General features: G+C 32.3%; 24 protein-coding genes, 2 tRNA genes and 1 pseudogene. 16 read left to right on the top strand and 11 right to left on the bottom strand.

The window, feature by feature from the left end; all coding sequences use genetic code 11:
* Positions 1 to 4: 4 nt before the first annotated feature.
* The 3 genes and pseudogenes from ASG22_RS13830 to ASG22_RS13840 all read left to right on the top strand — a co-directional run bounded on the left by ASG22_RS13830 (position 5) and on the right by ASG22_RS13840 (position 1,392).
* Positions 5 to 433: pseudogene (locus ASG22_RS13830) on the top strand (DUF1398 domain-containing protein).
* Between the two features lie 74 nt (positions 434 to 507).
* Positions 508 to 954, top strand: a complete 447-nt coding sequence (locus tag ASG22_RS13835) for a DinB family protein (protein WP_055985671.1) — start codon at positions 508 to 510, stop codon at positions 952 to 954.
* Positions 955 to 1,026: 72 nt separating this feature from the next.
* On the top strand, positions 1,027 to 1,392 hold the full coding sequence (locus tag ASG22_RS13840) for a hypothetical protein (RefSeq protein WP_055985674.1): 366 nt from the start codon (positions 1,027 to 1,029) through the stop codon (positions 1,390 to 1,392).
* Between the two features lie 48 nt (positions 1,393 to 1,440).
* On the opposite strand, the gene nth is transcribed toward ASG22_RS13840, so the two are convergent.
* On the bottom strand, positions 1,441 to 2,070 hold the full coding sequence (gene nth / locus ASG22_RS13845; RefSeq protein WP_055985675.1) for an endonuclease III domain-containing protein: 630 nt from the start codon (positions 2,068 to 2,070) through the stop codon (positions 1,441 to 1,443).
* Positions 2,067 to 2,450, bottom strand: a complete 384-nt coding sequence (locus ASG22_RS13850) for a helix-turn-helix domain-containing protein (RefSeq protein WP_055985678.1) — start codon at positions 2,448 to 2,450, stop codon at positions 2,067 to 2,069. Before ASG22_RS13850 ends, nth begins: the two co-directional genes overlap by 4 nt.
* A gap of 174 nt (positions 2,451 to 2,624) precedes the next feature.
* Here ASG22_RS13850 and ASG22_RS13855 point away from each other — a divergent pair, with 174 nt between their 5' ends.
* From ASG22_RS13855 to bcp, 3 genes are all read left to right on the top strand, one after another.
* Positions 2,625 to 2,951, top strand: coding sequence for a hypothetical protein (locus ASG22_RS13855; protein ID WP_131726199.1), 327 nt, complete (start codon positions 2,625 to 2,627; stop codon positions 2,949 to 2,951).
* Between the two features lie 17 nt (positions 2,952 to 2,968).
* Positions 2,969 to 3,760, top strand: a complete 792-nt coding sequence (locus ASG22_RS13860) for a GLPGLI family protein (protein WP_055985683.1) — start codon at positions 2,969 to 2,971, stop codon at positions 3,758 to 3,760.
* Between the two features lie 76 nt (positions 3,761 to 3,836).
* Positions 3,837 to 4,286, top strand: a complete 450-nt coding sequence (gene bcp / locus ASG22_RS13865; RefSeq protein WP_055985687.1) for a thioredoxin-dependent thiol peroxidase — start codon at positions 3,837 to 3,839, stop codon at positions 4,284 to 4,286.
* A 49-nt stretch (positions 4,287 to 4,335) separates the two neighbouring features.
* Here the strand turns inward: bcp and ASG22_RS13870 are convergent, their stop codons facing one another.
* Genes ASG22_RS13870 through ASG22_RS13890 form a run of 5 tightly spaced genes read right to left on the bottom strand, consistent with a single transcriptional unit; the run spans position 4,336 to position 8,542 of the window.
* On the bottom strand, positions 4,336 to 4,872 hold the full coding sequence (locus ASG22_RS13870; RefSeq protein ID WP_055985690.1) for a GNAT family N-acetyltransferase: 537 nt from the start codon (positions 4,870 to 4,872) through the stop codon (positions 4,336 to 4,338).
* Positions 4,838 to 5,506: a hypothetical protein gene (locus ASG22_RS13875; protein WP_055985692.1), complete on the bottom strand. Its 669-nt coding sequence runs from the start codon at positions 5,504 to 5,506 to the stop codon at positions 4,838 to 4,840. Before ASG22_RS13875 ends, ASG22_RS13870 begins: the two co-directional genes overlap by 35 nt.
* 33 nt (positions 5,507 to 5,539) lie before the next feature.
* The gene (locus ASG22_RS13880) at positions 5,540 to 6,625 is read right to left on the bottom strand and encodes a mannose-1-phosphate guanylyltransferase (RefSeq protein ID WP_238586918.1); all 1,086 of its coding nucleotides are present in this window, start codon (positions 6,623 to 6,625) and stop codon (positions 5,540 to 5,542) included.
* A gap of 2 nt (positions 6,626 to 6,627) precedes the next feature.
* Positions 6,628 to 7,218, bottom strand: a complete 591-nt coding sequence (locus ASG22_RS13885) for a SprT-like domain-containing protein (RefSeq protein WP_055985698.1) — start codon at positions 7,216 to 7,218, stop codon at positions 6,628 to 6,630.
* A 1-nt stretch (position 7,219) separates the two neighbouring features.
* Positions 7,220 to 8,542: a TolC family protein gene (locus tag ASG22_RS13890; protein WP_055985701.1), complete on the bottom strand. Its 1,323-nt coding sequence runs from the start codon at positions 8,540 to 8,542 to the stop codon at positions 7,220 to 7,222.
* Positions 8,543 to 8,640: 98 nt separating this feature from the next.
* Between ASG22_RS13890 and ASG22_RS13895 the strand changes: the two genes are divergently transcribed.
* The 4 genes from ASG22_RS13895 (at position 8,641) to ASG22_RS13910 (ending at position 12,855) form a co-directional block, all read left to right on the top strand.
* Positions 8,641 to 9,885, top strand: coding sequence for a bifunctional folylpolyglutamate synthase/dihydrofolate synthase (locus ASG22_RS13895; protein ID WP_055985702.1), 1,245 nt, complete (start codon positions 8,641 to 8,643; stop codon positions 9,883 to 9,885).
* Between the two features lie 43 nt (positions 9,886 to 9,928).
* A tRNA-Val gene (locus ASG22_RS13900) sits at positions 9,929 to 10,003 on the top strand.
* A 35-nt stretch (positions 10,004 to 10,038) separates the two neighbouring features.
* Positions 10,039 to 10,113, top strand: a tRNA-Val gene (locus ASG22_RS13905).
* 381 nt (positions 10,114 to 10,494) lie between these two features.
* On the top strand, positions 10,495 to 12,855 hold the full coding sequence (locus ASG22_RS13910; protein ID WP_055985705.1) for an outer membrane beta-barrel family protein: 2,361 nt from the start codon (positions 10,495 to 10,497) through the stop codon (positions 12,853 to 12,855).
* Between the two features lie 321 nt (positions 12,856 to 13,176).
* On the opposite strand, the gene ASG22_RS20925 is transcribed toward ASG22_RS13910, so the two are convergent.
* A complete protein-coding gene (locus ASG22_RS20925) occupies positions 13,177 to 13,392 on the bottom strand; it encodes a hypothetical protein (RefSeq protein WP_131726200.1) in 216 nt (71 codons plus the stop codon).
* Between the two features lie 707 nt (positions 13,393 to 14,099).
* Here ASG22_RS20925 and ASG22_RS13920 point away from each other — a divergent pair.
* From ASG22_RS13920 to ASG22_RS13945, 6 genes are all read left to right on the top strand, one after another.
* Positions 14,100 to 15,149 carry a SagB/ThcOx family dehydrogenase gene (locus tag ASG22_RS13920; RefSeq protein ID WP_055985711.1) on the top strand — a complete coding sequence of 350 codons (1,050 nt, stop codon included), beginning with the start codon at positions 14,100 to 14,102 and terminating at the stop codon, positions 15,147 to 15,149.
* A 39-nt stretch (positions 15,150 to 15,188) separates the two neighbouring features.
* On the top strand, positions 15,189 to 16,856 hold the full coding sequence (locus tag ASG22_RS13925; RefSeq protein WP_055985713.1) for an ABC transporter ATP-binding protein: 1,668 nt from the start codon (positions 15,189 to 15,191) through the stop codon (positions 16,854 to 16,856).
* A gap of 23 nt (positions 16,857 to 16,879) precedes the next feature.
* Positions 16,880 to 17,719, top strand: coding sequence for a retropepsin-like aspartic protease (locus tag ASG22_RS13930; RefSeq protein WP_055985716.1), 840 nt, complete (start codon positions 16,880 to 16,882; stop codon positions 17,717 to 17,719).
* Between the two features lie 138 nt (positions 17,720 to 17,857).
* Positions 17,858 to 20,833 carry a lantibiotic dehydratase gene (locus ASG22_RS13935; RefSeq protein WP_131726201.1) on the top strand — a complete coding sequence of 992 codons (2,976 nt, stop codon included), beginning with the start codon at positions 17,858 to 17,860 and terminating at the stop codon, positions 20,831 to 20,833.
* Entirely contained in the window at positions 20,833 to 21,999 is a 1,167-nt protein-coding gene (locus ASG22_RS13940) for a sensor histidine kinase (RefSeq protein WP_238586919.1), read from the top strand. The genes ASG22_RS13935 and ASG22_RS13940 overlap by 1 nt, the downstream gene beginning before the upstream one ends.
* Before the next feature lies 1 nt (position 22,000).
* Positions 22,001 to 22,723 (top strand): LytR/AlgR family response regulator transcription factor, encoded by a 723-nt coding sequence (locus tag ASG22_RS13945; RefSeq protein WP_055985722.1) that lies wholly within the window; start codon positions 22,001 to 22,003, stop codon positions 22,721 to 22,723.
* Here ASG22_RS13945 and ASG22_RS13950 read toward each other — a convergent pair.
* The 3 genes from ASG22_RS13950 to ASG22_RS13955 form a co-directional block, all read right to left on the bottom strand.
* Complete coding sequence (locus ASG22_RS13950; protein ID WP_055985724.1) at positions 22,712 to 23,062, bottom strand: hypothetical protein; 351 nt, start codon at positions 23,060 to 23,062, stop codon at positions 22,712 to 22,714. The genes ASG22_RS13945 and ASG22_RS13950 overlap by 12 nt on opposite strands.
* An 11-nt stretch (positions 23,063 to 23,073) precedes the next feature.
* Entirely contained in the window at positions 23,074 to 23,211 is a 138-nt protein-coding gene (locus ASG22_RS21020; RefSeq protein WP_157844723.1) for a hypothetical protein, read from the bottom strand.
* Between the two features lie 225 nt (positions 23,212 to 23,436).
* On the bottom strand, positions 23,437 to 24,405 hold the full coding sequence (locus tag ASG22_RS13955) for a glycosyltransferase family 9 protein (RefSeq protein WP_238586920.1): 969 nt from the start codon (positions 24,403 to 24,405) through the stop codon (positions 23,437 to 23,439).

Here is a 24,405-nt window from a genome sequence, read left to right on the forward strand (position 1 = left end):
TTTGTTGGCAAATCGAATAATAAATAAAATACAACGAAAAAAATGTTTTACTGTAAAACAGATAGAAAATGCCCACAGCAAGATAAAAACGGGCGCAGACTTTCCCAATTATATTCAGGAAATTAAAAAATTAGGTGTACAATCTTTTGAAACCTGCGTTAAAGACAGTCACACAAAATACTTTGGAGAAAATAATTTCACAACGAAATCTGAGCCTAAATATGCTGATTTAATTATTGCAGATTGATTTGATAAAGAAAAATTCAGCAAACAATTAAAAAGTCATCAAAAAGGAGAAACAGATTATATGAAATTCTGTCAGGATTGCGCAGAAACCGGGATCGAAAAATGGATTGTTGACCTTGATAAATTCACTTGTACGTATTATGACAAGGCAGGAAATATGATTTTAACGGAAGAAATTCCACATTAAATATTGAAGTCACAAATTAATTTTTGTGGCTTTTTGTTTTATATATTCTTACATTTATTTAAAATTATTTTAAAATGACAGAAAGCCTAAAATCCCTTTTCACAAGAGATTTAAACAAACTAAAAACAGAAATCGAAGCGTACTACAACGAAGAAGTGATCTGGAAAATTGATCAAAACATTTTGAATTCTGCAGGAAATTTAACGCTACATTTAGTGGGAAATATTAATCATTTTGTAGGTGCAATTCTTGGAAATTCGGGCTATGTAAGAAACAGAGAACTTGAATTTTCATTAAAAGATATTCCAAGAGGAGAATTAATTCAGCAGATTGAAAACACAATTGAAATTGTAAATTCTTCGCTCGAAAAATTATCTGCAGAAGATTTTGCAAAGGAGTACCCTATCGAACCTTTGGGCTATCCAATGACCACAGAATATTTTCTGATTCACTTATTTGGGCATTTAAGCTATCATTTGGGACAGATTAATTATCACAGAAGATTACTTGATCTGGAATAAACTTTTTAACCAACACGCAAAATCCTCACTTATACCTTTCTAATTACTTTATTAACATTAAAAAATAACTTCATGGAAACATCATCAATTCTTTTACAAGAAAGTTTATTATTAATCTGGAACAATCGGAATGCTGCCGAAAGACTTAGCATTATGGAAAAAATCTACGCTCCGGATGTTACATTTTTTGAAGATGATAAAGGACAACCTTTTATAGGATTTGAATCTATTAATAATCTTATTGAAAAATTGCAGCAAAACTGGTCTCCTGATTTTGAATTCACTATTACAGAAACTCCAAAATCCAATCATAATGTTCAACATATCAGTTGGAATTTAGGTATTCCTGGTGAAGAACCTATTGCAATAGGCATGGACGTTGCCATTATTGAAGCCGGAAAAATAAAATTTCTTTACCTTCTTTTAAACAACAAATAGTCTGACATATATTTGAAAAACTTTAATTTTTAAGTAAAGTTTTTCAAATTATGATTCTTTCTTTTCAAACAACATCTTTGTAATAAAATCTTTTTCTCCTTTCCCTCTTGCCGGAGAATATTCTCTTCCGTAGAAAATAATCTGTAAATGAAGTTTGTTCCAGACGTCTTCTTTCCAGAGATTTTTAGCATCTTTTTCGGTTTCTACGACATTTTTTCCGGAAGTTAATTTCCATTGCGTCATCAATCTGTGGATATGGGTATCAACGGGAAAAGCAGGAAATCCAAAAGCCTGGCTCATGACAACAGAAGCCGTTTTGTGACCAACGCCCGGCAATGCTTCCAATTCTTCATAGGTTTGCGGCACCACTCCACCGTGTCTTTCCAACAGCAGTTCTGCCATTCTTTTCAGATTCTTTGCTTTTGTATTGGAAAGTCCGATTTCTTTAATTAATTCTTTAATCTGATACTCTTCCAGTTTTGCCATTCTTTGCGGCGTACCAGCTACAGCGAAAAGTTCAGGGGTAACCTGATTTACTTTTTTATCGGTCGTCTGCGCAGAAAGAGCTACCGCCACCATCAAAGTATAAGCATCGGTATGATCCAACGGAATTGGAACTTCAGGATATAGTTTTTCTAATTCGAGTTGAACAAGCGCTGCTCTTTGCTTTTTTGTCATTGTACGAGTTTATCCAGCATTTTTTTTAACGAAAGATTTTCCTGTTTCAGAAATTCTTTGTCTTCTTTTAATTCTTTTATCTGACTGAGGTATGCTTCTCTTTCTTTTTCGAAACTTTCGTTATTATTGAATGTATTCAAATAATATCCTGAATTGGTACAGTTATAATAAGATTGTTTATCTTCAAACTCTAAAATATCCAAAGGATTAGCTCCTAAAACTTCTGCAATTTTACTCGTTTTTTCTAAGTCTATACTGCTTTCACCGTTTTCAATTCGGGAATATTGTGGTTGTGAAATTTCCAACATTTCAGCCATATAGTCCTGAGAGAAATCTTTTTCTCTTCTCAGTCTTCTTATTTGCTCTGTTTTTATATACATTCTGCAGATTTTACATCAAAAATACTAAAAAACTAATTATGTACATTATTTATGTATGAAATGCATAGGTTGGGAACAGATTATTTTCAATTTTTGTAATGAAGTTATTTGTATACAAAATTTCATCAAATTATTTTCTAATTTTAATTTTTAAACCAAATGAAAAAATTATTTTTGATCGCAGCTTTAGAAGTTGCCGGATTCGTAAGTGCAAAAAATGCGGAAGAAACTAAACCTACAAAAGAACCAGAAAAGAAAGAGATTATTAAAGGAGTTGTTGCAGAAGATCCTAATGATAAAATGCAGTGTTATGAATGGGCTATGTATGTATGGTGTACAGATCAATTTTTTGCCGATACAGTTTGTTGGGGTGCAGGTTCGGGTACAGCAACTCATGCTCAAGCAGTTGCGGATGAAATTCATAATTCACAGTTGTTAACTGAATATTTTTGTGGATCAGGAACACAACATGGTTGGGGAACAGGAAATGGACCAAACTAATTTTAATTATTATTACTATGCGATTTTACATATCAATTTTTATACTTTTTATTAATATCTTATATTCTCAATCAGACAGTCTTAAATCACAATATGAAGTAATTTATAAATTTAAATGTTTGGACGACACTTTGTCTAAAAATATAGCGTCAGAAGAAAATTTATCTTTATTAATTAAAAATCATAAATCCTTATTTAGAAGCACCCAAAAAGCAAAAAGTGATTCAATAGCAACTACAATTGGTATGAAGGCAGTAAATAATGCTATAAATGGAAGAGTGGTTGTAGATATGAGAAATGTTCCAGGTGTATATTTTAAATCCGAAGTTTTTTCAGATAATGGAAAGCAAACGGTATATAAAGAATTAATGAGAAACAAGTTTTCTTATCCACTAGATGATCCAATTCTTTGGAAAATAGAATCTGAAGCTAAAATAATAGAATCATACGTATGTAGAAAAGCTACCGGAAAATATAAAGGGAGACATTATATTGCGTGGTTCACAGAATCGATCGCTATTCCTGATGGACCTTACGTCTTTAAAGGATTACCTGGATTAATATTAGAAGTTTACGACCTGAATGATACAATTCATTTTTCAATGATAAGTTTCACTAAAACTATTAAGCCGATGATTTTAATGAAAGATGCATTTGCTACTAAATATTCTAATTTCTATAAGGCACGAAAAGATATGATTGAAAATGCTGCAGGTATGCTTTCTAGCCAAACAGGAATTACATTGAATCCTAGTGACATCATGAGAATTAATAATAATGCCAAACGAAATAATAATTATTTAGACTAATAGTACTAAAAAATCCGCAGACTATTCTGCGGATTTAATTTTTATAATTCATTATTTTTACCTAAAATAATGAATTATGTTGAAAGTTGGAGACAAATTACCACAATTTGAAGGAACAAATCAGGATGGAGAAGCCATCAGTTCAGAAAAATTAATTGGTAAAAAATTAGTTATTTTCTTTTATCCTCAGGCAAATACGCCGACGTGTACGGTGGAAGCGTGTAATTTAAGTGATAATTATTCAAAATTGGAGCAAGCAGGATTTCAATTATTAGGAATAAGTGGTGATTCTGTAAAAAAACAGAAAAATTTCCACAGTAAATTTGCTTTTCCTTATGATCTAATAGCCGATGAAAATCACGAAGTTCTTGAGAAATTCGGTGTTTGGCAGGAGAAAAAAACTTTTGGGAAAACGTATATGGGAATTGTAAGAACGACTTTTATTTTTGATGAAAAAGGGATCTGTACAAGAGTTATTGAAAAAGTAACTTCAAAAACGGCAGCTGAACAGATTTTGGAAGAATAATTTAATATTCTATCTGTCATTCTGAATGAACAAATGGATGCAGGATTGATTATTCACTTTCGTAGTACATTAATTCTTCTGCATCTCCCGGAATGTTGACAATTTTTTTAAATTTCAATCCTAACTTTTCAATTAATTTTTGAGAAGAAAAGTTTTCTTTTGTCGTAATGGCGGAAATCTTTTTTAAACCAAAATCATCCATCCCGATAGATTTTATCTTTAAACCCGCTTCATAAGCGTAGCCTTTTCCTTCAAACTCATTCAGCAAAGAAAAGCCAATATCGACAACATCCAACCCTTCTCTTTCAAAGATTCCGATAGCACCAATTTTTTGATTTCCTTCTTTTGTAAGCATTAAGTAATTTCCAAAACCCAATCTTTCCATCTGAGGAAGAAATCTGTTTTGAATATAATTTTCTGCATCGGAAACTGTTTTTAAATGACGATCTCCGATGAATTTAATGAATTTTGGTCTGTTGTAAAGATCAAGAATAAATGCTCCGTCTTCCAAAGATATGGGACGAAGGATTAAACGTTCAGTTTCGTAGAAACTATCTGCGTTTTGTAGATTTTCTTTTAGGATCATCTTTTGGTTCTTCTTTTTTCTCAAGCTTCAAAAGCCTCGGATTATTCGTACATTTCTTATTGTAAAGCTCGATATAGGCTCCATTATCCTTAACATCCGTAATTGTACCCATCGATTTATTGATTGTTAAGGTAAAATGTTTTTTCTGATAAGGACATTCTTTGGAAGTTAATTTTCCCAACTCAAGATAGTAGTTGGATTTGTCATCGTAATAATTTCCGGCTAAATCTCTGAATTCCTCATCGACAATATATCCGTCCGTTGAAGCAAGAATAGCCGCTTCATTAATATTATCTATTTTCCCTATAAAATTTCTAAGTCCATCAAGATTTGTGATGTTTTCAGTTTTTCCACCTGAAGAATAAACAATATAATAGAACTCGTCTTCCTGGGCAATTCCGATATTAAATCCTGAAGACTGAGGAATATAATCTTTTAAAGTTCCTGATTTTTTTATAACATTATCTTTTCCGTAACTCTGGTGAACTAAAATCCATGAATCTGTTTTGATATTAGGAGTAATATATTGCAGAATACTCGAAACATTAGAAAATTGTTTTTTCTCCTGGGCGTACGAAAGCACTCCTAAAAATAAGAAAACGAATAGACTAAATTGCTTTGTAAGTTTTACCATAATTAAAAGAACGTATAAAGTCTACCAATTATTTTATATGAACCGATCTCCTTTTTTCAGACTCTTAAGATCCAAAACATAATCTTTTATCATCTGATCATGATCTCTTGGACAAATAAGTAAAGCTTTATCGGTATCAACGATGATGTAATTTTCTAAACCATCAATAATAACTGCTTTATTACTGTTTTTTAAACGGACAACATTTCCTTTGGCATTATAAGTCAGGATCGGTTGTTTTGATGCCACAGCATTCTGATCTTCATCTTTATCGCCATTTTCATATACCGAAGTCCATGTTCCCAAATCACTCCAACCTAAATCGGCAGGAATTACGTGCACATTTTGGGCTTTTTCCAATATTCCGTTATCAATTGAGATCTTCTGAACTTTTGGATAAATGAGCTCGATACAGCTTTTTTCGCTATCTGCATTGTATTCACAAGCCATAAAGTGCTGTGTCATTTCCGGAAGATACATTTCAAAAGCATGATGAATTGATTTTACATTCCAGATAAAAATTCCGGCATTCCAAAGAAAATCGCCACTTTCCAGAAAGCTTTTTGCAATTTCTAAAATTGGTTTTTCTGTAAATGTTTTGACTTTATAATAATCAGAATCGTGCTTATCAACAAACTGAATATAGCCATAGCCCGTATCAGGTCTGGTGGGTGTGATACCCAACGTAACCAAGTAATCATTTTTGGCAGCAAGATCGAAAGCAAGCTCCACTTTTTCTAAAAAGATATTTTCTTTTAAGATTAAATGATCTGCAGGCAATACAATCATCGTTGCATCAGGATCGATTTCTGCAATTTTATTTGCCATATAAAGATTGCAGGGTGCCGTATTCTTCAACAGAGGTTCTCCCACAATATTATCCTGTGGAATTTCCGGTAACTGTTGATGAGAAAGCTCAACATACTCTTTATTGGTGATTACAAATATATTTTCGTCAGGAATAATCTTGCTGATTCTGTCATACGTCTGCTGAATCATTGTGCGACCAACTCCTAAAATATCCTGAAATTGTTTTGGAAATTTCTGCGTACTCATAGGCCAGAATCTACTACCGATTCCTCCTGCCATAATCACGCAATATCTATTTGATTTTGACATTCTTAAGTGCATTTTTGTACCCTTGCCAACGGCTTGAAAGAATACTTCCTTCCCGTAGCCAGATTCTTACAAAGATAGTTTTTTTTAATTAGACCTTCTAACAAATACTTCTCGTTTCGGTAAATAAAGAAATCCCCTTTTTGCAGTTTTTCGATGAACTGAAGGCTATCATCTTGTTTTTCAATATGAAAATATTTTACCAAATCCGGGCTTGCCATAAAATTTGCTTTAGGAGATTTTGAAAACTTTATGATGATTGGTTTAAGATCTTCATCATAAACATCCAGACTTTGCAAAAGCATCTGCCTGAAAGTTTCTTTCCATTCGTTTCCGTGTGGCGAAATTCTTCTGCCATATTTTTCAAAAGCAATTAGATGTGCCAATTCATGCGTCAGTACAAAGAAAAATAATTGCGGAACTAAAGTAGAATTAATTGTTATCTCATGGGAATTATCGTGAAGTTTACGATAATCTCCCAGTTTGGAATCTCTATTTTTCGTAACTTTTATATGAATATAATAATCAGAAAACCAATCTTTTAAATAAGGAAGCGTATTTTGTGGTAAATATTTTTCTAATGATTGAATTGACATGCTACAAACTTAATGGAATTCCTGCATAGAAATTCAGTAATTTAAGACTGAAAACATAATTAAATTTAGCCTGAGCTACAGAACCTTGCGCATTTGCATAATTGTTTCTTGCAACATTTACATCATAAATCGTCGTTCTGCCTGCAGCATAACTTTTATCAGCGAAATCCAAAGCTAATTTTGTGCTTTTCTCAGACTGCAAAGCTGATACATAAATTTCATAATTGGCATCAACATCAAATTGGGCTTTCTGAACATTCTGTCTTACTGTCTGCTTCTGCTGCTCTAAAGTAGTTTTGGCAATAATTTCATTCAGCTTAGACTGTTCGACCTGAATTTTAGTAATTCCTTTGTTGAAGATCGGAATATTAAGTGATAGCCCCGCATTTTGTCCGAACTGATCTTTATATTGCTCAAAAAAAGTTCCCTGTACAACACCTGGCGGAACATTAAATTGTTTATTGTAGAAAGTGTTAAGACCAGCACTGGCCGTTAATGTAGGCCAAAATGACGTTTTGGTAACTTCAGTTTGTGCAACCGCAGATTTAATACGGCTTTCAGCAGCTTTTATCTGAGGCTGAGTTTCATAAGCGGTCGTTAAAACCTCATCAACTCCTTTCAACTGAGGTGCCAGCTGATCCGGAACATCTACATTTTCAACATCAAAATCTTTGTATTCCTCCAATTGTAAAAGTTGAACCAAAGCAAATAAACTACGTCCGACGTTAATTTCGTTAGTTTTTAAATTCTGTTTTTCTCTCGCCAACGCCGCCTCTGCTTCCGCCAAAACTGTTTGGGCAGTCGTTCCTACATTTGTAGTTATTTTTGCTCTGTCATATTGTTTTTGAGCATTTTCTACCGCGGCTTCAGAAATTTTTACAATTTCTTTATTCAATAAAGTCGTTAAATATTGCTGAGCGATTTGGAGAGAAATATCATTTTTAATCGTCTCAATATCGTATTGACTTGCCTCTACATCAAATTCAGTTTTTCTAACGGTTTTTTCAAGTCTTCCATTGTTGTAAACCAAGATATCCGCCCCCACACTAGGACTGTTATTGAACCTATCGTTTCTAAAACTTCCTGCTCCTAATGATCCCTGACCAAAACTCACGCTATTTCCAATATTTGCAGATACAGAAGGAAGATAGTTTCTCTTTGCCGTTTTTAGATTGAGATCCTGCATTTGTTTCGAGTATTCATTTTGGATCACCTGAAGATTATGCTTGGTAGCATAGTCTACACATTCTCTCAACGACCACTTTTTCTGGGCATTGACAGCCAGGCAAGATAATCCCAAAATAATAGTCAAAACTTTTTTCATGTTACGATTTTTCCCAATTAGACGAACTAAATATAAAAAAGTTACAGTTTCTAAAAATTATTGTTTCATTTTACTCAAACTTTTGAGAATTTTGTATCATGACAAATGAACAATATCAGGAAGCTGTTGACTGGCTTTTCATACAGGCTCCAAATTATCAGATTGATGGCGAAAAAGCCTACAAACCGGGATTAGACAATATTATCAGACTTTGTGAATTCTTTGGAAATCCACAGGAAAAAATAAAATGTATCCATATTGGAGGAACCAATGGAAAAGGATCTTCAAGCAATATGCTGGCGTCAGTTTTACAGGAATCGGGTTGCAAAGTTGGTTTGTACAACTCTCCTCACCTTATTGATTTTACCGAAAGAATTAAAGTTAACGGTAAAAACTGTGATAAAACGTTTGTTTATAATTTCATTCAAAAACTAAAAGATCTTCCGAACGATATTCTTCCTTCTTTTTTTGAATTTACTACGATCATGGCTTTTGAATATTTTTATCAGCAGCAAGTTGATTTTGCCATTATTGAAGTCGGATTGGGTGGAAGATTAGATTCTACGAATATCATTACCCCTTTAGTTTCTGCGATTACGAATGTTCAGCTGGATCATCAGAATATTTTAGGCAATACGATTGAAGAAATTGCCGGAGAAAAAGCAGGAATTATTAAAAATAATATTCCCATTATTTTCGGAGATGAAAATGAAACAGTAAAAAATATCATTAAAAATAAAGCAGAAACAGAAAATGCTCCTTTTATAGATGCTACTCCACTAAAAACTGATTTACAATCTGATTTAAAAGGAAATTATCAGGAAAAAAATATTAAAGTGGTCTTAGCTTTAATTGAAGAATTAAGAAAATTAAATTTTGCGATTTCAGATCAAAACATTAAAAAAGGACTTTTAAATGTTCACCAAAATACAGGTTTTATCGGTCGTTGGTTTGAGTTTTCGCAAAACCCACTGACAATTTGCGATACAGGACACAATCAAGCAGGTTTAGAATACGTTTTTTCTCAGTTAAATTCAATTGAGAAGCACAAACATATCATTTTGGGATTCGTAAATGACAAAAACATTGATGATGTTATGAAAATTTTACCTGAAAATTCTAAGTTCTATTTTGCAAAACCATCCATTCACAGGGGAAGAGACCCAAAAGATTATGAGCAGTTACTAATTGATGCAAAAATTTTTTATGAAATTTTCGATTCTGTGCAGACCGCCTATCTTTCTGCAAAAGAGGAATGTACAAATAACGAAATGATTTTTATCGGCGGAAGCAACTTTGTAGTCGGAGAATTTTTAGAAAAAAATTTGGAGATTTCTAAATAAGTCGTATATTTGCACCACTCTAAACGAGGAAACAAATATAGTGGGGCTCTTAGCTCAGTTGGTTCAGAGCATCTGGTTTACACCCAGAGGGTCGGGGGTTCGAATCCCTCAGGGCCCACTAAAAAGGATACTGAAGCCTTTCTAAAAATTTCAGGGCTCTTAGCTCAGTTGGTTCAGAGCATCTGGTTTACACCCAGAGGGTCGGGGGTTCGAATCCCTCAGGGCCCACAAAATCTCTCTTTTTTAAGGGAGATTTTTTTGTTTATATACCGCTACCTATTCTGGTTCTTCATTCCAAATATATCCTATCAATTAACATCTTTACTCCGTTAATTATATTTCAAAAACAATTTGTTAATAGCAGACAATGATTTACAATTCCTTCTTCTTGTCTTAAAATCATATTGAAAACAGTATGAGATTATTTATTAAAGTACCTAAAATATTTAAATACTGATAAAAACAGTCGAATTTTAATAAAGTATCAGAAATAAAATATGCTTTACCGATATATTTTTAATTTCTATCCGAGAAAATAACGTTCTCGTCGAAATAAATTCTTTCCCGCTTGTGAACTCTATACTTTTGAACCATAGAAATCACAAGATTATGCAAAAGACAAGTTTAATAGCAGCAACATTTTTCTTAGCCATCTCCACAGTAAGTGCTCAGAATATAATTAATGGTAAAGTAACAGATATTAAAGGTCAATCAATTCCTTTTGCTTTAATAAAAGTAGCTGATAACAAAGCAAATGTTATCTCTGAAAAAATCTCTGATGAAAATGGTGTTTTTAATGTTCAGGTGCCACAAAACGGAAGCTATAATGTTTTAACATCAGCTTCAGGATATGCACAATCAAATAAAAGCTACGAATTTAATAATACCACCAATAATATAATAATTTCTATAGAAAAAGAAAAAGTAGCAGGGATAAAAGAGGTTATATTAGTTGCTAAGAAAAAAACTTTTGAAAGAAAAATAGACAGATTTGTTTTTAATACAGAAAATTCTATTGCATCAAAAGGTGTGGATGGTCTTGATGTACTGGCAGCAACTCCCATGGTAAAAGCAGATGATGAGGGAAATATAGAAATAGTAGGAAAAAGCTCTGTTTCTATAATGATCAATGACAGACCGGTAAACCTTTCAGGAAAAGATCTTGTATCATACCTTAAAACTTTACGGTCTGAGAATATTGCGAGAATAGAAGTGATAACAACACCTCCTGCAAAATATGAAGCGCAGGGGAACAGTGGAATTATCAATATTGTACTCAAACAAAACTCAAATATGGGTTTTAGCGGAAATATTTCTACAAGCTATCAAAGAAGATCCAGAAACGGATATGCCAATAACGGATCTTTAAATTATCAGTCTAAAAAAATAAACACATCGCTAAGAATATCACAATTCGATAATGAGAAAAAATCTGATGAGAATCTTTCTATTTATGCTAACAGCATTTTGGCGGCAGAAACAAGAAGAATTGATAAGTCTAAGGGATACAATATTAATTATAGTATAGATTATAAAATTAATGATAAGACATCATTGGGTGCAATTTATAATTATTCTGATACAGACGGCGGTAATGATTCTAAAAATTTATCGAAGTATTATCAAGGTAATGTTTTAGATTCCACAGTTACATCAAATACATATAACTCGGCAAACATTAGAAATAACCAGTTGAATGTGTATTTTGAAAGAAAACTTGACAGTTTAGGCAAGAAACTATATTTGGGGGGTAACCTTTTTGACAGCAGAAATGATAATCCTTTCTCATTGGCATCTTCATCTAATAATGCAAACAATATTAATTATCAGCTAAACTCTAAATACCGCTATAAAATTTATTCCGGACAGGCCGATTTTTATCTTCCATTTAAAAATTTCGTAGGTGAAATCGGTGGAAAGTATACAAGATTTAATACAGATACAGGATTAGACTTTTTTGTAAATGATAATAACACTCCTCAATATGATAGTGGCAGAAGTAATACTTTCGATTATAACGAGAACAATTGGGCATCATATATAACACTTTCTAAAACCTTTAATGAAAAATGGGAAGGAAAAGCAGGATTGAGATATGAATATACATCTCTTACCGGAGTCGCAAGAAACGGCGATAAAGTAGAAAATGAATATGGAAAATGGTTTCCAAGTTTATATCTTACTTATAAGCCAGACAAAAAAAACATATTGACATTAAGTTATTCTAAACGTATAACACGTCCGGATGCCAGATCTCTAAATCCTACAACAATTTATCTTGATCCGTATGCTTACGTGACGGGTAATCCTTATCTAAAACCTTCGTTCAGCAATAATTTTGAATTAGGATATGTATTTAATAATAAATTATCTGTTACAGGATATTACCAGTTCAGCAGAGACAATTTCGGACAAATTGTAGAACTGCAAGGCGCTAACAGAACAGTTAAATATCTTAATAATTATGATGAAAACAGCCTAGGTATTAATGCCACATATTCTAATACTTTTCTTAAAAGATGGGATTTCTACGCATCGGCAAACTATGCTTATGTAGAGTCTAAAGGCTTAATAGATCAGGTAGAAGGTCTAAGCTCAAACTCCCTATACTACTCATTAAATAATACAATTCATCTTAATTCTAATAAAACTTTTTCCTTTTTGCTCAACTTTTGGAACTTCCTTCCGCACACAAAAGGAAATTTCAAATTCGAAAATGTATACAATTTGTCTACAGGGCTAAGAATGTCTCTGTTTGAAAAAAAGCTACAGGTGAATATGACTATTCAGGATTTATTAAAAGGTATGAAGTTTAGAGGGAAAGCGTACTATACAGATTATTACACCTACTCTAATAATTACTACGATGCAAGAACTTTTAACCTCAGCGTGACTTATCAGTTCGGAAACAGCAAAGTAAGAGGAAATAACAAGCAGATAAAGTTGGAAGAAGTAGACAGAGCAAATTAAGAATCTAAACAGTATATAAAATGAAACAAATTCCTAAACCTATGGACAGTGATTATTTTGATATTAATGCACTCTGCTGGTCACAGCCAGAAACAACAATAGAAGTAAAGAAATAATATTAACCCTTAAAAAATTAACGATGAAACCAGTAACAACATCGCCRATCGAAAACGACTTTTTCGACATCAACATCATCTGTTGGTAATCAGAACCCAACAAAAGTGTAAYTAAAACGAGTATTAACCCTTAAAAATTAACGATGAAACCAGTAACAACATCGCCGATCGAAAACGACTTTTTCGACATCAACGTAATCTGCTTCTAGTCAACAGAATGCAAAAGTGTAGTATTAACCCTTAAAAAATTAACGATGAAACCAGTAACAACATCGCCAATCGAAAACGACTTTTTCGACATCAACATCATCTGTTGGTAATCAGAACCCAACAAAGTGTAATTAAAACGAATATTAATCCTTAAAAATATAACGATGAAACCAGTAACAACATCGCCAATCGAAAACGAYTTTTTCGACATCAACATCATCTGTTGGTAATCAGAACCCACCAAAGTGTAACTAAAACAAATATTAACCCTTAAAAATTAACGATGAAACCAGTAACGNTTTTTCGACATCAACATCATCTGTTGGTAATCAGAACCCACCAAAGTGTAACTAAAACAAATATTAACCCTTAAAAATTAACGATGAAACCAGTAACGACATCGCCGATCGAAAACGACTTTTTCGACATCAACATCATCTGTTGGTAATCAGAACCCAACAAAAGTGTAACTAAAACCAATATTAACCCTTAAAAAATTAACGATGAAACCAGTAACAACATCGCCAATCGAAAACGACTTTTTCGACATCAACATCATCTGTTGGTAATAGAACCCAACAAAAGTGTAACTAAAACCAATATTAACCCTTAAAAAATTAACGATGAAACCAGTAACAACATCGCCAATCGAAAACGACTTTTTCGACATCAACATCATCTGCTTCTAGTCAATAGAATGCAAAAGTGTAACTAAAACGAATATTAACCCTTAAAAATATAACGATGAAACCAGTAACGACATCGCCGATCGAAAACGACTTTTTCGACATCAACGTAATCTGCTTCTAGTCAATAGAAGTTACAATTAATTTAAAAAAATAGTAGTGATACATCAACTCTCCAGTCACTACTATTTTTTCTAAAAAATACATTACATACAACTAAAAACATCATACTATGAATATTTCACACAATTTTTTTCTATATTTTAAAGACAATCAACCTATATTATTCAATTATAAACAAAAAAAAGAATATAGCCTGAGAAAAGAATACCTTAAAGCTTTGGTAGATTATTCGAACACCGAAGAAGATATTACAACTAAAGAAAATATCGTTAATGATTTCATCAGCACAGATATTCTTACACAAAAAAACAATAAAGATCAGCCCTATCTTAATTACTATGCCCATATGTTTCATCATATTACAAAAGATACGTCAAACGCCATGGCAGAGGCTACTGAAGAAGAATGGGCAGGACAATATCTGGAAGTGTGTAAAAAAGTAAAGCAGGTAGAATTTCCAAAAAGAGGACAGATTGAAGATTTTAAAGTGGTGATCACTTTACCTAAAGCTGAAGAAATTAATATAGACCTCATCGATACACTGAAAAAAAGAAAAACAATAAGAGAATTTGAGGAAACTGCAGTCAATATACAGCAGTTGAGTAATCTCCTATTTTATTCATTTGGATATGTACACGGGGTAGAAAAAGAATATGGTCCTTTCAGAAGAAGAACCAGTCCTTCGGGTGGTAGCCTTCAGATCATAGAACCTTACGTGGCGATTTTTAATGTAAAAGGTGTAGAAAACGGAATATATTGGTATGAGCCAGAAACTCACTCCCTCTGTAAGGTAAATGACCATTTTTCTTATCAGGATCTTAGAGAATGTTTAGCGGGACAATTCTTTGGAAATGATTGTTCTTTTGGAATCTTCCTTGCTGCCAATCTTGAAATTCTTGCATGGAAATACAAGACTCCCCGAAATTATAAAGTTGTTTATTTGGAAGCAGGACATTTTTCCCAGACTTCTCAGGTAATTGCCGTTACACAATCTCTCCAAACCTGGATCACAGGAGCATTCAAAGAGTCTGCTATTGAAAAGTTCTGTAAAATGGATGGAATCACAAAAATTCCAGTATTCTTTACAGCATACGGAAAAGGTAAATTCTCTCATATGCATACTATCATGAAGAAAAAACTGGATGAATACAGAGATTAAAAAATCATGTGTTTAACCTAATAACAAAACAGTATCATTATGATTCAGAAAAAAAAATTACTGAAAAGATTTTCAAAGTATATTTATCCATACATCAAAGAGGAAATTATTCTTTTTGCTTTGATGATATGTTCCAGCGCAGGCTCATTAGTTACGCCTTATATGCTGAAAATCATCATTGATGATGTATTTCCATCAGGAAACTTTCATGATCTTATTATGCTTTTGGTATTGCTAGTAGGAATATATATTGTGCAGATTATCTGTTCTCTTATTTCTGATGTAATGTCTACCACAGTAAGTAAAAAAATATCTTCTGACATTAGAGAAGAAGCTTTCGCCAATATTTTGAATAAAAACATCTCTTTTTTCAAAGATTCAAAAGTAGGAGAACTTGTTTTCACATTAATGAATGATGTAGATAACATTCAACAGACGATCTCCTCGCTTCTTATAAGATCGGTAAAAAATGTTATTGTGCTCATTGGGGTTTTAATTATGCTTTTTATCTTAGATTATAAACTTGCTTTAATGAGTTTATTATTTATTCCTGCAATTATTTTTGTAATAAGAGCTTTTACACCTTATGTAAAGAAAAATTTTACAATTATCCAGAAAATGGAAAGTAATCTAAATAATTATCTTGTAGAAAAGATCAAAAACATAAGAGTCATAAAAAGCTATAAAACAATAAATTTAGAAGAAAAAAATCTTAATAATCTTCACAATGATTTGGTTTCAAAACATTCAAAAGGAACTTTTATAAGCAGCTTGAACGGAAGCGTCTCTTCTCTTCTCATGTCTCTAGCTCCTATTTTAGTACTTTCGTATGGAGGTTACCAGGTTTTTCAACATACAATGAGTGTCGGGGTTCTAATTGCATTTATACAGTATTTAAACAGGCTTTTCACTCCTACTTTAGAGATTGTCAACAGCTACAACCAATTTTCAAAATCTGTTGTCTCCATGAATAGAGTTGCCGAGTATTTTAATGAAGAAGAAAAAGACGAAATAAGAGAAAATAATAATCAGCGTTTCGAAATTGAACAAATTAGATTAGAAAATATCTCTTTATATCACGGAAGTTCGATCATTTTAAAAAAAATAAACTTAAATTTCGATCAGGGAAAAACATATATCCTTTCAGGAGGAAGCGGAAGCGGAAAATCATCAATAATAAATCTATTATGTGGATTTACAGATCCTACAGAAGGGGAATTAATAATCAATAATCAAAATATTAAAGAAAATGAATATTGGAAAAACGAGTATTGTCTTATCGAAAAAGATAACCAGCTTTTTCATGATACATTGAAAAGAAATATTACATACGGAACTCATAAGAGCCAATTTGAAATTGAAGACATCTTAAAATACGCTCATCTTGAAGAAGTTGTAAAAAAACTCGAGAATGGATCTGATACGATTATTTCTTATAGCGGAGGCACTCTTTCAGACGGGCAGAAACAAAGAGTTTCAATAGCAAGAGCAATTAACAGATCTCCATCTGTATTTATATTTGATGAATCTACAGCTTCATTGGATGCTAAACTCGAAACTGAAATTATAAACAATATCAGACAGATTTTTCCAAAATCAATTATTATAATTGTTTCTCACAGATCAGAAACATTTGCGCTGGCAAATCATATTTATACATTAAATAGAGGAACTGTTGAGCATAATATATTATCTGAAGCAATATAATCTAAACACCAAATTACATTATTATGAAAAATACAATTTTAACATTTTTACTGATGCTTTCGACTTCAATTATGGCACAGAAAACCCCTTTTACATTGCTGCCTTCCGGACATATTGTTGTTAAAGCAAAAATTGAAGGAATAGAAGGGAATTTTATTTTTGATACCGGGGCAGGAATCAATTTATTTTTTAATGATTTTGTAGCAAAACTTCCGCAGAAACCAACCTCTTACAATTTTTTTACAGGATTTAGAGCTACAGGAGAAAGAATCGACATTCCTCTTTTCAGAAATAATGAAGTCAGTTTTTCAAATAAAACTTTTAAAAATGTTCCTTTCTCTTCAATGGATATGAAGCTTCCCGGAATTGATGGTCTCATTTCTTTAAAAATGCTTGAGAATACAGATGTTGTAATCGATTATGGCAAAAATGAAATAAGCTTCACAGACGCATCTCCGAAATCATATTCAAAATCGATTGATATTTTTCTTTCTACTCAAAGTGACGATACAGTCGATATATTTACCTACGCTGTTTTAAATAACAAATATAAAATTAAAGTGATGCTTGATTCCGGTGCAGGAAATAATTCTTTCTGGCTCAGCGACAAACTTATAAATACTTTAGGAATAGATCCTAAAACCATGCAGGTGATCGAAAAGGAAAGTGAATTTAATAAAGCCGTAAAAACAAAAATCTACAAAGGAAGTATAGAAGCCCTCTCAAATGATTATGCAAAAATAGAAAAGCCCAATGTCCTTTTTGTAGAGAATCTGATATATGAAGGAAAAACAAGCCTCAATTGGATTGGAAAAAAAATAGTAATCAGTATTAAAAATAAAAAAATATACATACTTGAATAATTATTTGAATTATTTTTTATTAAAATAAAGAGTAAATTAATCAAAAAAGTGTGATTTTTAGTTGTATTTAGGTATTAAATAATAATTTTGCGAAAATTTTATCGTTCTGCTGGAGAACAGAACATTTCGCAAAACACTATGAATAAATATGATACCTATAATAAATATGTCATAAGAAAGCCTTTATTTTCTTATGACATATTGTTTAATAACGGTGAAACCAAAAACATAGAAGATGTGGTGGGTGAATTGATACAGGACGATTCTTTTGTGACTTCAATCTACTGGAGCTCACCGGATCTGTACAATACCATTATCAGCTACAGAAAAAACACACTTAAAGAAGATAAGATTCCAAGGCTAATTCATACGCTGAAAAAATATGCAATCCGTTGCAGCACAAGATGTACTCCGTATGGAACTATGGCGGGTGTGGCTTTACAGGATCTAAAAAAGACTCTTGAGCCGGAACCTATTTCCCGAAAAGCAAGAATCGATATGGATTTTCTTGCAGAAATTAAATTCCAGATTGAAAATCAGGAAAATATCAGGAAAAAATTAAGGTATAAAGTTAATAATACATTAGATAAAATTCCAGGACAATATCGATATCAGGAACCGATAAGAACAGATGGTGAAGAAAAATATCAGCTGTCATCATTAGAAATGAACGAATATCTGGAAAGAATTGCAGGAATTTCTCATTTCATGAAATATGACGAAATCAAAGGCTTACTTTCTGATGATTTTGAGGATGATGAAATTTCAGATTTTATTGATGAACTGATTGATATCAAATTTTTAGTCAGCGAACTTCAGCTCACCCTTACATCCGACAATACAGAAAATATAAAAAACATTCTGCAAACGCTTTTGAATGAAGAAGTATATGAAGCAGGAATATATCTGAAAATTTTAGGTAAAATCGAGCAGTGTATTGCTGTGATAGAAACCACTCCCCTATCTTATCTTCCTGTCTCTGAGATTTCCGAAATTAAAAGCTTAGTTAATGAAATTGGAATTGATAAAACACACTTTTTTCATGTAGATTTGAAACATTCTTCAGAAAGCGGTTTTCAGCCGGATGAAAAAATGCTCCGCAATATTAATACTTCCATTTCTATATTAAATACATGGGGTTCCGGAAACTCCATACAGGGTGATTTAGATTCTTTTAAGAAACACTTCAATACCAAATATGAATCAAGAGAAGTTGCACTTACCGAAGTATTGGATTCAGAATTTGGGATCGGATTTCCGGCAGGATCACAAATCGGAAATTTTCAGGGAAGTTCTTTAATTGAAGGATTTGCGAAAGACATAAATTCTAATAGAAAACATTCATCCAGCTCTGATTCAGATTTTCTTTTAGATCTGATTGAAAAAGATAAGACAGAAATAATCAGGTTAGAAAATATTGATTTACAGATAAATGAAACATCTTTAAAAACACAAAATTTCTGTGTGGTAGGTTCTCCTATTAGCGATCAGTTCTTTCTGCAGAATATAGGCACTACAGGTGCAAATTCTATTATGGGAAGATTTGCTTTGCTAGACGATAAAATCAAAAATTTTTGTAATGAAATCCATCAAAAAGAACAGCAAAACTCTCCAGATATAATTTTTGCAGAAATTATTTATATTCCGGAAAAACGCACGGCAAATATTACCAGAAGACCTCAGTTTTCAGAATATGAAATCCCGATCTTTGCCAATAGCAGCGACAATGACAAGCAAATTTTACTGAAAGATATTTTGATCTCGGTACAAGGTGATGAAATTATTTTAAGATCTGAAAAACTTAATAAGAGAATTATCCCAAGACTATCAAACGCTCATAATTTTTATAAAAGTGAAAGTGCTGCTTATAAATTTTTGTGTGCCATACAATCTCAAAATCAGGATAATATCAATCTGAATATCAATTATTCAAAGATAAAAAAAAGGTTTATTCCACGAATTGTTTATCGAAATATTATTCTTCATCGGGCATGCTGGCTGATGTATGAAAATGATATTAATGTAATCAAAAAATCAAAAAACCCTTTATCAGCATTAAAAGATTTCTTCCAAACATGGAATGTATCAAGATATGTGGTATTGGTTCAGGGTGATAATGAACTTTTTTTAGATATTACTAATAATACTTACCTTTTGTTGCTTCTCGATGAGTTAAAAGGCAATACTCTACTCCAGTTTTCCGAATGGCTGTTACCTACTGAGGGCAAAAAAAATTATAATCAGCAGATTGTTCTTCCTTTGGAAAATAAAGAGGCAAAACCACAGAGTAATTTATCTCAAAAAAAGGTTTCGTCCGTACAAAGAAGTTTCGCACCGGGAAGTGAGTGGCTTTATCTGAAAATATACTGTAATTCAAATTTTTCCGACAGTTTATTATTTGGATTAAAACCAATTTTGGATGAATTAATTACTGAAAATTATATTAATAAAGCTTTTTTTATCCGATACACAGATCCTCATTATCACATTCGATTAAGAGTTCATTTGAATGATCTAAAATTATACTCTGAAGTACTTCAGAAGTTACATGAAAACTTAAATCCGTATTTTCAGGAAGAAACCATCTGGAATTTGCAGATCGATTCTTATCATCGGGAAATCGAAAGATATGATCCTGAGTTTATGGAAGCTGCCGAAGAAGCCTTTTATCATGACAGTATATTGGTTTTAAATTTATTGAATCAGGAAAATTTCACAGAAAATGAAAATGTGAGATTATTTGCAGCAGTAAAAAATGTAAACTTATGGCTTTCATTATTCGACCTATCTTTACAGGAAAAACTGGATTTTTGCAAATCGATGGAAAATGTATTTTTGAAGGAATTTTCTTCGGAGCTGAAATCTCATATCAATTCAAAATACAGAATTTTAAAAGAAGAGTTACATGAATTTTGTACAGGAAATGAATTTGGTGAAGAATTTAATGAAAGAGATAGATATTTACAAGATATTACACTTTGTAAAGATGCACTTTCAAGTTATATACACATGAGTATCAATAGATGGTTTCCTTCCGAACAACGTGCTTTGGAGCTCATGACGTACTCATTTGCCGCGAAATATTATAGTAGAATTTTAAGTCAATCAAAATAATGCAGACATCAGCCAAAGGAATGACTCCTTTTTTAGAGAAAATCTCTCAGTTTAATTTTAATACGTTTTATACGCCAACCACTAGAATTATCTGTCATGCTCTTGTATGGGTTTTCTTTGGATCATTATTGTTTTTGAATTTCTGGGTAGAGTTGCAAATGCCGTTGAAATCCAGCCTGTTAATGACCATGCGCGGAACGGTGAATAATATGACTGTATTCTATCTGTTTTTTTACCTTGCCGTTCCCAGAATATTTAAAAGCAAAGCTTGGGGTATTCTTTTAATTCTTCTTAGCATTCCGCTTTCGATTTATATCTGGTTGTCTGTCAATTATTTTCAGTATACTGTATTGAATTATTTCGGGATTGACATTCATGAGGGACCTCTAAAGGGGCTTATCAGCAGAAATGCTAACCAAACCTATGGTGAAGCTTTAAATTATAAAAACGTTTTTGGAAATGCAATGCTGGTGATTTACTCTTTTTCACCGCCTTTTTTCGTTAAAATATTATTTGATATCACAAGACTTTTTAACAGAACTATTTATTTTCAGAAACAGACTTCCGAGCTGGAACTTCAGAATCTTAATATTGAAAAAGACTTTCTTAAAGCTCAGCTTAATCCTCATTTTCTTTTTAATACATTAAATAATCTCTACGGATTGGTAGTGAAGAAAGACCCTAGTGCTCCGGATGCGATTATTAGTATTTCAGATATGATGGCATATACTTTATATGAATCTAATACAGAAAAAGTTCCGGTTGAAAAAGAACTGGATTTTATAAAAAATTACTTCTATCTGGAAAGAATGAGATATTCCGCAGATAAAGACATCACATTGGATATTGCTATGCCCGATGATCTTGAAGATATCATGATCGCTCCATTATTAAGTTTCACATTTATAGAAAATGCATTTAAGTATGGTCTAAAATCTAAAAATGATAATTTTTTGAAAATAAATATCAATATTGTGAATAATATTTTTTACTTTGCCATCGAAAATAATAAAGAAAAAAATTCTAAAAAAACGACAACTTTGGGCGGAATTGGGGTGAAAAATATACAAAAAAGATTAAAACTTATATATCCGCACAACCATGAAATACTGATAGAAGATAGGGAAACTAGCTTTTTCGTTTCTATCTCGATAAATTTAACTTAGGATGAACGATAAATTACGCTGTATAGTTATAGACGATGAGCCGATTGGCAGAGAGTTAATAGTAGATTTTGTAAAAACCATTCCTTTTCTGGAGCTCCAGGCTTCTTATGAAGACCCGATTGAGGCACTAACCTATCTTCAATCCAACGAAGTAGATATTATTTTTAGTGATATCGAAATGCCTAAAATTAATGGGATTGACCTTATCCGAACACTCACTAAACCACCTGCTATTATATTTATCACGGCGCACAGAGATTTTGCATTAGAAGGTTTTGAAAACGGAGTTGTAGATTACCTTGTAAAGCCTGTGGCTTACAGCAGATTTTTAAAAGCAGTTAACAGAGCAAAAGAAAGAATACAGGCTTCGGCTTCTAAAACAAAATCTGTTTCTCAAGAAAGTGGTTCTTCACCTGAAAGAATTTTCATTAAAGTAAACGGAAAGCTGGTAAAAGTAATCCTGGATGATATTCTGTATGCAGAAGCCTTGGGTGACTACCTTAAATTAGTAACTGCAGCAGAGACTTTCACCACTTTGGCAACACTGAAATCTATGGAAGACATCTTGGTTGCCCCTAATTTTTTCAGAGTACAGAGATCATTTATCGTGAAACTTACTTCTATAAAATCTGTTTCAGGCAATGTTATTGAGCTTAATAATGGCAAGACAATTACAATTGCTCTCAACAAAAAAGACGAACTATTTGCCCTGCTAAGAATTTAAATTGTCAATTACTCTACTGATCTCCTCTAAAAACTGATTGTAATACATATTCTTAGTAAGGACACCTATTTTTAATCTTTGATCTTCTTCAAAAAAGTTTGATATAATATTTTTGGGGAAGATCGATGATATTACAATGACAATTGATCCTTTATCCATACATCCTTTCAAATAAGGTGTATCAATATTCATGGAATCATTATCCCAAAATATAATATGATCATCTTCCTTTGGAGTTTTCTCTTCAGACAAAGTAAGGAAATGAGTTTTGTCGATGAACTCTTTCAACTTATAATGAATAAGAGTATTTTCTGATATTATTTTACAATTTACCCACATGATTGTTTATTTTAAAAAAATGAAGAACTGATAGAAATTGAAGTCGGATTTGTTGTTAACAACGTTTCATCAAAAGATTTTGTTGTTGAATAAGTTTTTACAGCTCTTTTTTTGATCACTAATTTTTGGTTTGAAGTAGTTGTTTTCATGGTTGGTTAATATTTATAAACCAAATTTGGTCTACCCATGATCGGAAAACAAGATGCTTCGATGAAAATATGATTTTCTCCGATAGAATTACTGTTTATATCGATATCAAAAAAAAGAATTTTTTACAAAATATCAATATTAAATTCTGTTATATCTATTAGAAGCAACCACCTATTAATATTGATTTGTAGAAAAAGAAAAACCTCTCAAAAAGAGAGGCTATATTATAAAACTTTATCTATTATTTTCTGAATATCAAGCTCTTCCAGACAAGCCCAATCTCCCCGATAGCATTCTTTATCTCCAAAAACGGAGCATGGTCTGCAGGTAAGATCTTTTACCTGAACAACATCATCTTCACTCTGTCCGAAGCCTAAAAATCCAGCGTAAGGATGTGTAGAACCCCAAACGGAAATACATCTTGTTCCTACTAAGCTTGCCAAATGCATATTGGCAGAATCCATAGAGATCATTAATTCTAATTCGGAAATTTTATCTAATTCTTGACTAAGGCTTAATTTTCCTGACAAACTAAATGTATTGGGAATTTCCATTTCCCATTTTTCCAGTGTTTCAGTTTCAGATTTTCCGCCTCCGAAAAAGTATATTGTATATTTTTTAGCTAAAATTCTTACTAATTCATAAGATTTTTCCAGAGGAAGCATTTTCCCCTGATGCTGAGCAAAGGGTGCAAAGCCTATTCCTGATTTATCAATGGATTTCGGTCTTAACTGATGGGATAATTTCACCGGAAAACCCATCTCACGAAAAACATCAGCATAACGTTCAACTGTTTTTTTTAATTGAACTTTATTAAGATTCCAAACATCGGTTAGGTGCTCTTTTTCTTCCTTCCCTTTATTGATTTTGAATACCTTAAGCCCTCTTCTTCTGTAAATTCTATCTAAAATTTTCGTCCTGATAACATCATGAAGATTTGCCACAAGATCTGGCTTGAATTCTTTAATTAACTCATTTGCCAATCTTCTCAGCCCAAAGATTCCTTTATAATCATCAAGATTGATTCCTTTGAATATAACATTTGGAATATCTGCAAATAAAGCCTCGAAGTTACTTCTGGAAACCATGACGATTTCAACATCAGGATTTTGTTCCAAAAATTCACGGAAAACAGGTGCCGTCATCGCAACATCACCAAAAGCGGAAAAACGATATGCTAAAATTCTTGTCAA

This window comes from Chryseobacterium sp. Leaf405 (genome assembly GCF_001425355.1).
Lineage (GTDB): Bacteria > Bacteroidota > Bacteroidia > Flavobacteriales > Weeksellaceae > Chryseobacterium.

Excerpts from the sequence above, each read along its gene's own strand:
- ASG22_RS13925 (WP_055985713.1), top strand. The coding sequence starts at position 15,189 with ATGATTCAGAAAAAAAAATTACTGAAAAGATTTTCAAAGTATATTTAT.
- ASG22_RS21020 (WP_157844723.1), bottom strand. The coding sequence starts at position 23,211 with ATGAAAACAACTACTTCAAACCAAAAATTAGTGATCAAAAAAAGAGCT.
- ASG22_RS13880 (WP_238586918.1), bottom strand. The coding sequence starts at position 6,625 with ATGTCAAAATCAAATAGATATTGCGTGATTATGGCAGGAGGAATCGGT.
- ASG22_RS13840 (WP_055985674.1), top strand. The coding sequence starts at position 1,027 with ATGGAAACATCATCAATTCTTTTACAAGAAAGTTTATTATTAATCTGG.
- ASG22_RS13835 (WP_055985671.1), top strand. The coding sequence starts at position 508 with ATGACAGAAAGCCTAAAATCCCTTTTCACAAGAGATTTAAACAAACTA.
- ASG22_RS13875 (WP_055985692.1), bottom strand. The coding sequence starts at position 5,506 with ATGGTAAAACTTACAAAGCAATTTAGTCTATTCGTTTTCTTATTTTTA.
- ASG22_RS13860 (WP_055985683.1), top strand. The coding sequence starts at position 2,969 with ATGCGATTTTACATATCAATTTTTATACTTTTTATTAATATCTTATAT.
- ASG22_RS13935 (WP_131726201.1), top strand. The coding sequence starts at position 17,858 with ATGAATAAATATGATACCTATAATAAATATGTCATAAGAAAGCCTTTA.
- ASG22_RS13950 (WP_055985724.1), bottom strand. The coding sequence starts at position 23,062 with ATGTGGGTAAATTGTAAAATAATATCAGAAAATACTCTTATTCATTAT.
- ASG22_RS13920 (WP_055985711.1), top strand. The coding sequence starts at position 14,100 with ATGAATATTTCACACAATTTTTTTCTATATTTTAAAGACAATCAACCT.
- ASG22_RS13910 (WP_055985705.1), top strand. The coding sequence starts at position 10,495 with ATGCAAAAGACAAGTTTAATAGCAGCAACATTTTTCTTAGCCATCTCC.
- ASG22_RS13885 (WP_055985698.1), bottom strand. The coding sequence starts at position 7,218 with ATGTCAATTCAATCATTAGAAAAATATTTACCACAAAATACGCTTCCT.
- ASG22_RS13940 (WP_238586919.1), top strand. The coding sequence starts at position 20,833 with ATGCAGACATCAGCCAAAGGAATGACTCCTTTTTTAGAGAAAATCTCT.
- ASG22_RS13870 (WP_055985690.1), bottom strand. The coding sequence starts at position 4,872 with ATGATCCTAAAAGAAAATCTACAAAACGCAGATAGTTTCTACGAAACT.
- bcp (WP_055985687.1), top strand. The coding sequence starts at position 3,837 with ATGTTGAAAGTTGGAGACAAATTACCACAATTTGAAGGAACAAATCAG.
- nth (WP_055985675.1), bottom strand. The coding sequence starts at position 2,070 with ATGACAAAAAAGCAAAGAGCAGCGCTTGTTCAACTCGAATTAGAAAAA.
- ASG22_RS13850 (WP_055985678.1), bottom strand. The coding sequence starts at position 2,450 with ATGTATATAAAAACAGAGCAAATAAGAAGACTGAGAAGAGAAAAAGAT.
- ASG22_RS13890 (WP_055985701.1), bottom strand. The coding sequence starts at position 8,542 with ATGAAAAAAGTTTTGACTATTATTTTGGGATTATCTTGCCTGGCTGTC.
- ASG22_RS13895 (WP_055985702.1), top strand. The coding sequence starts at position 8,641 with ATGACAAATGAACAATATCAGGAAGCTGTTGACTGGCTTTTCATACAG.
- ASG22_RS13930 (WP_055985716.1), top strand. The coding sequence starts at position 16,880 with ATGAAAAATACAATTTTAACATTTTTACTGATGCTTTCGACTTCAATT.
- ASG22_RS13945 (WP_055985722.1), top strand. The coding sequence starts at position 22,001 with ATGAACGATAAATTACGCTGTATAGTTATAGACGATGAGCCGATTGGC.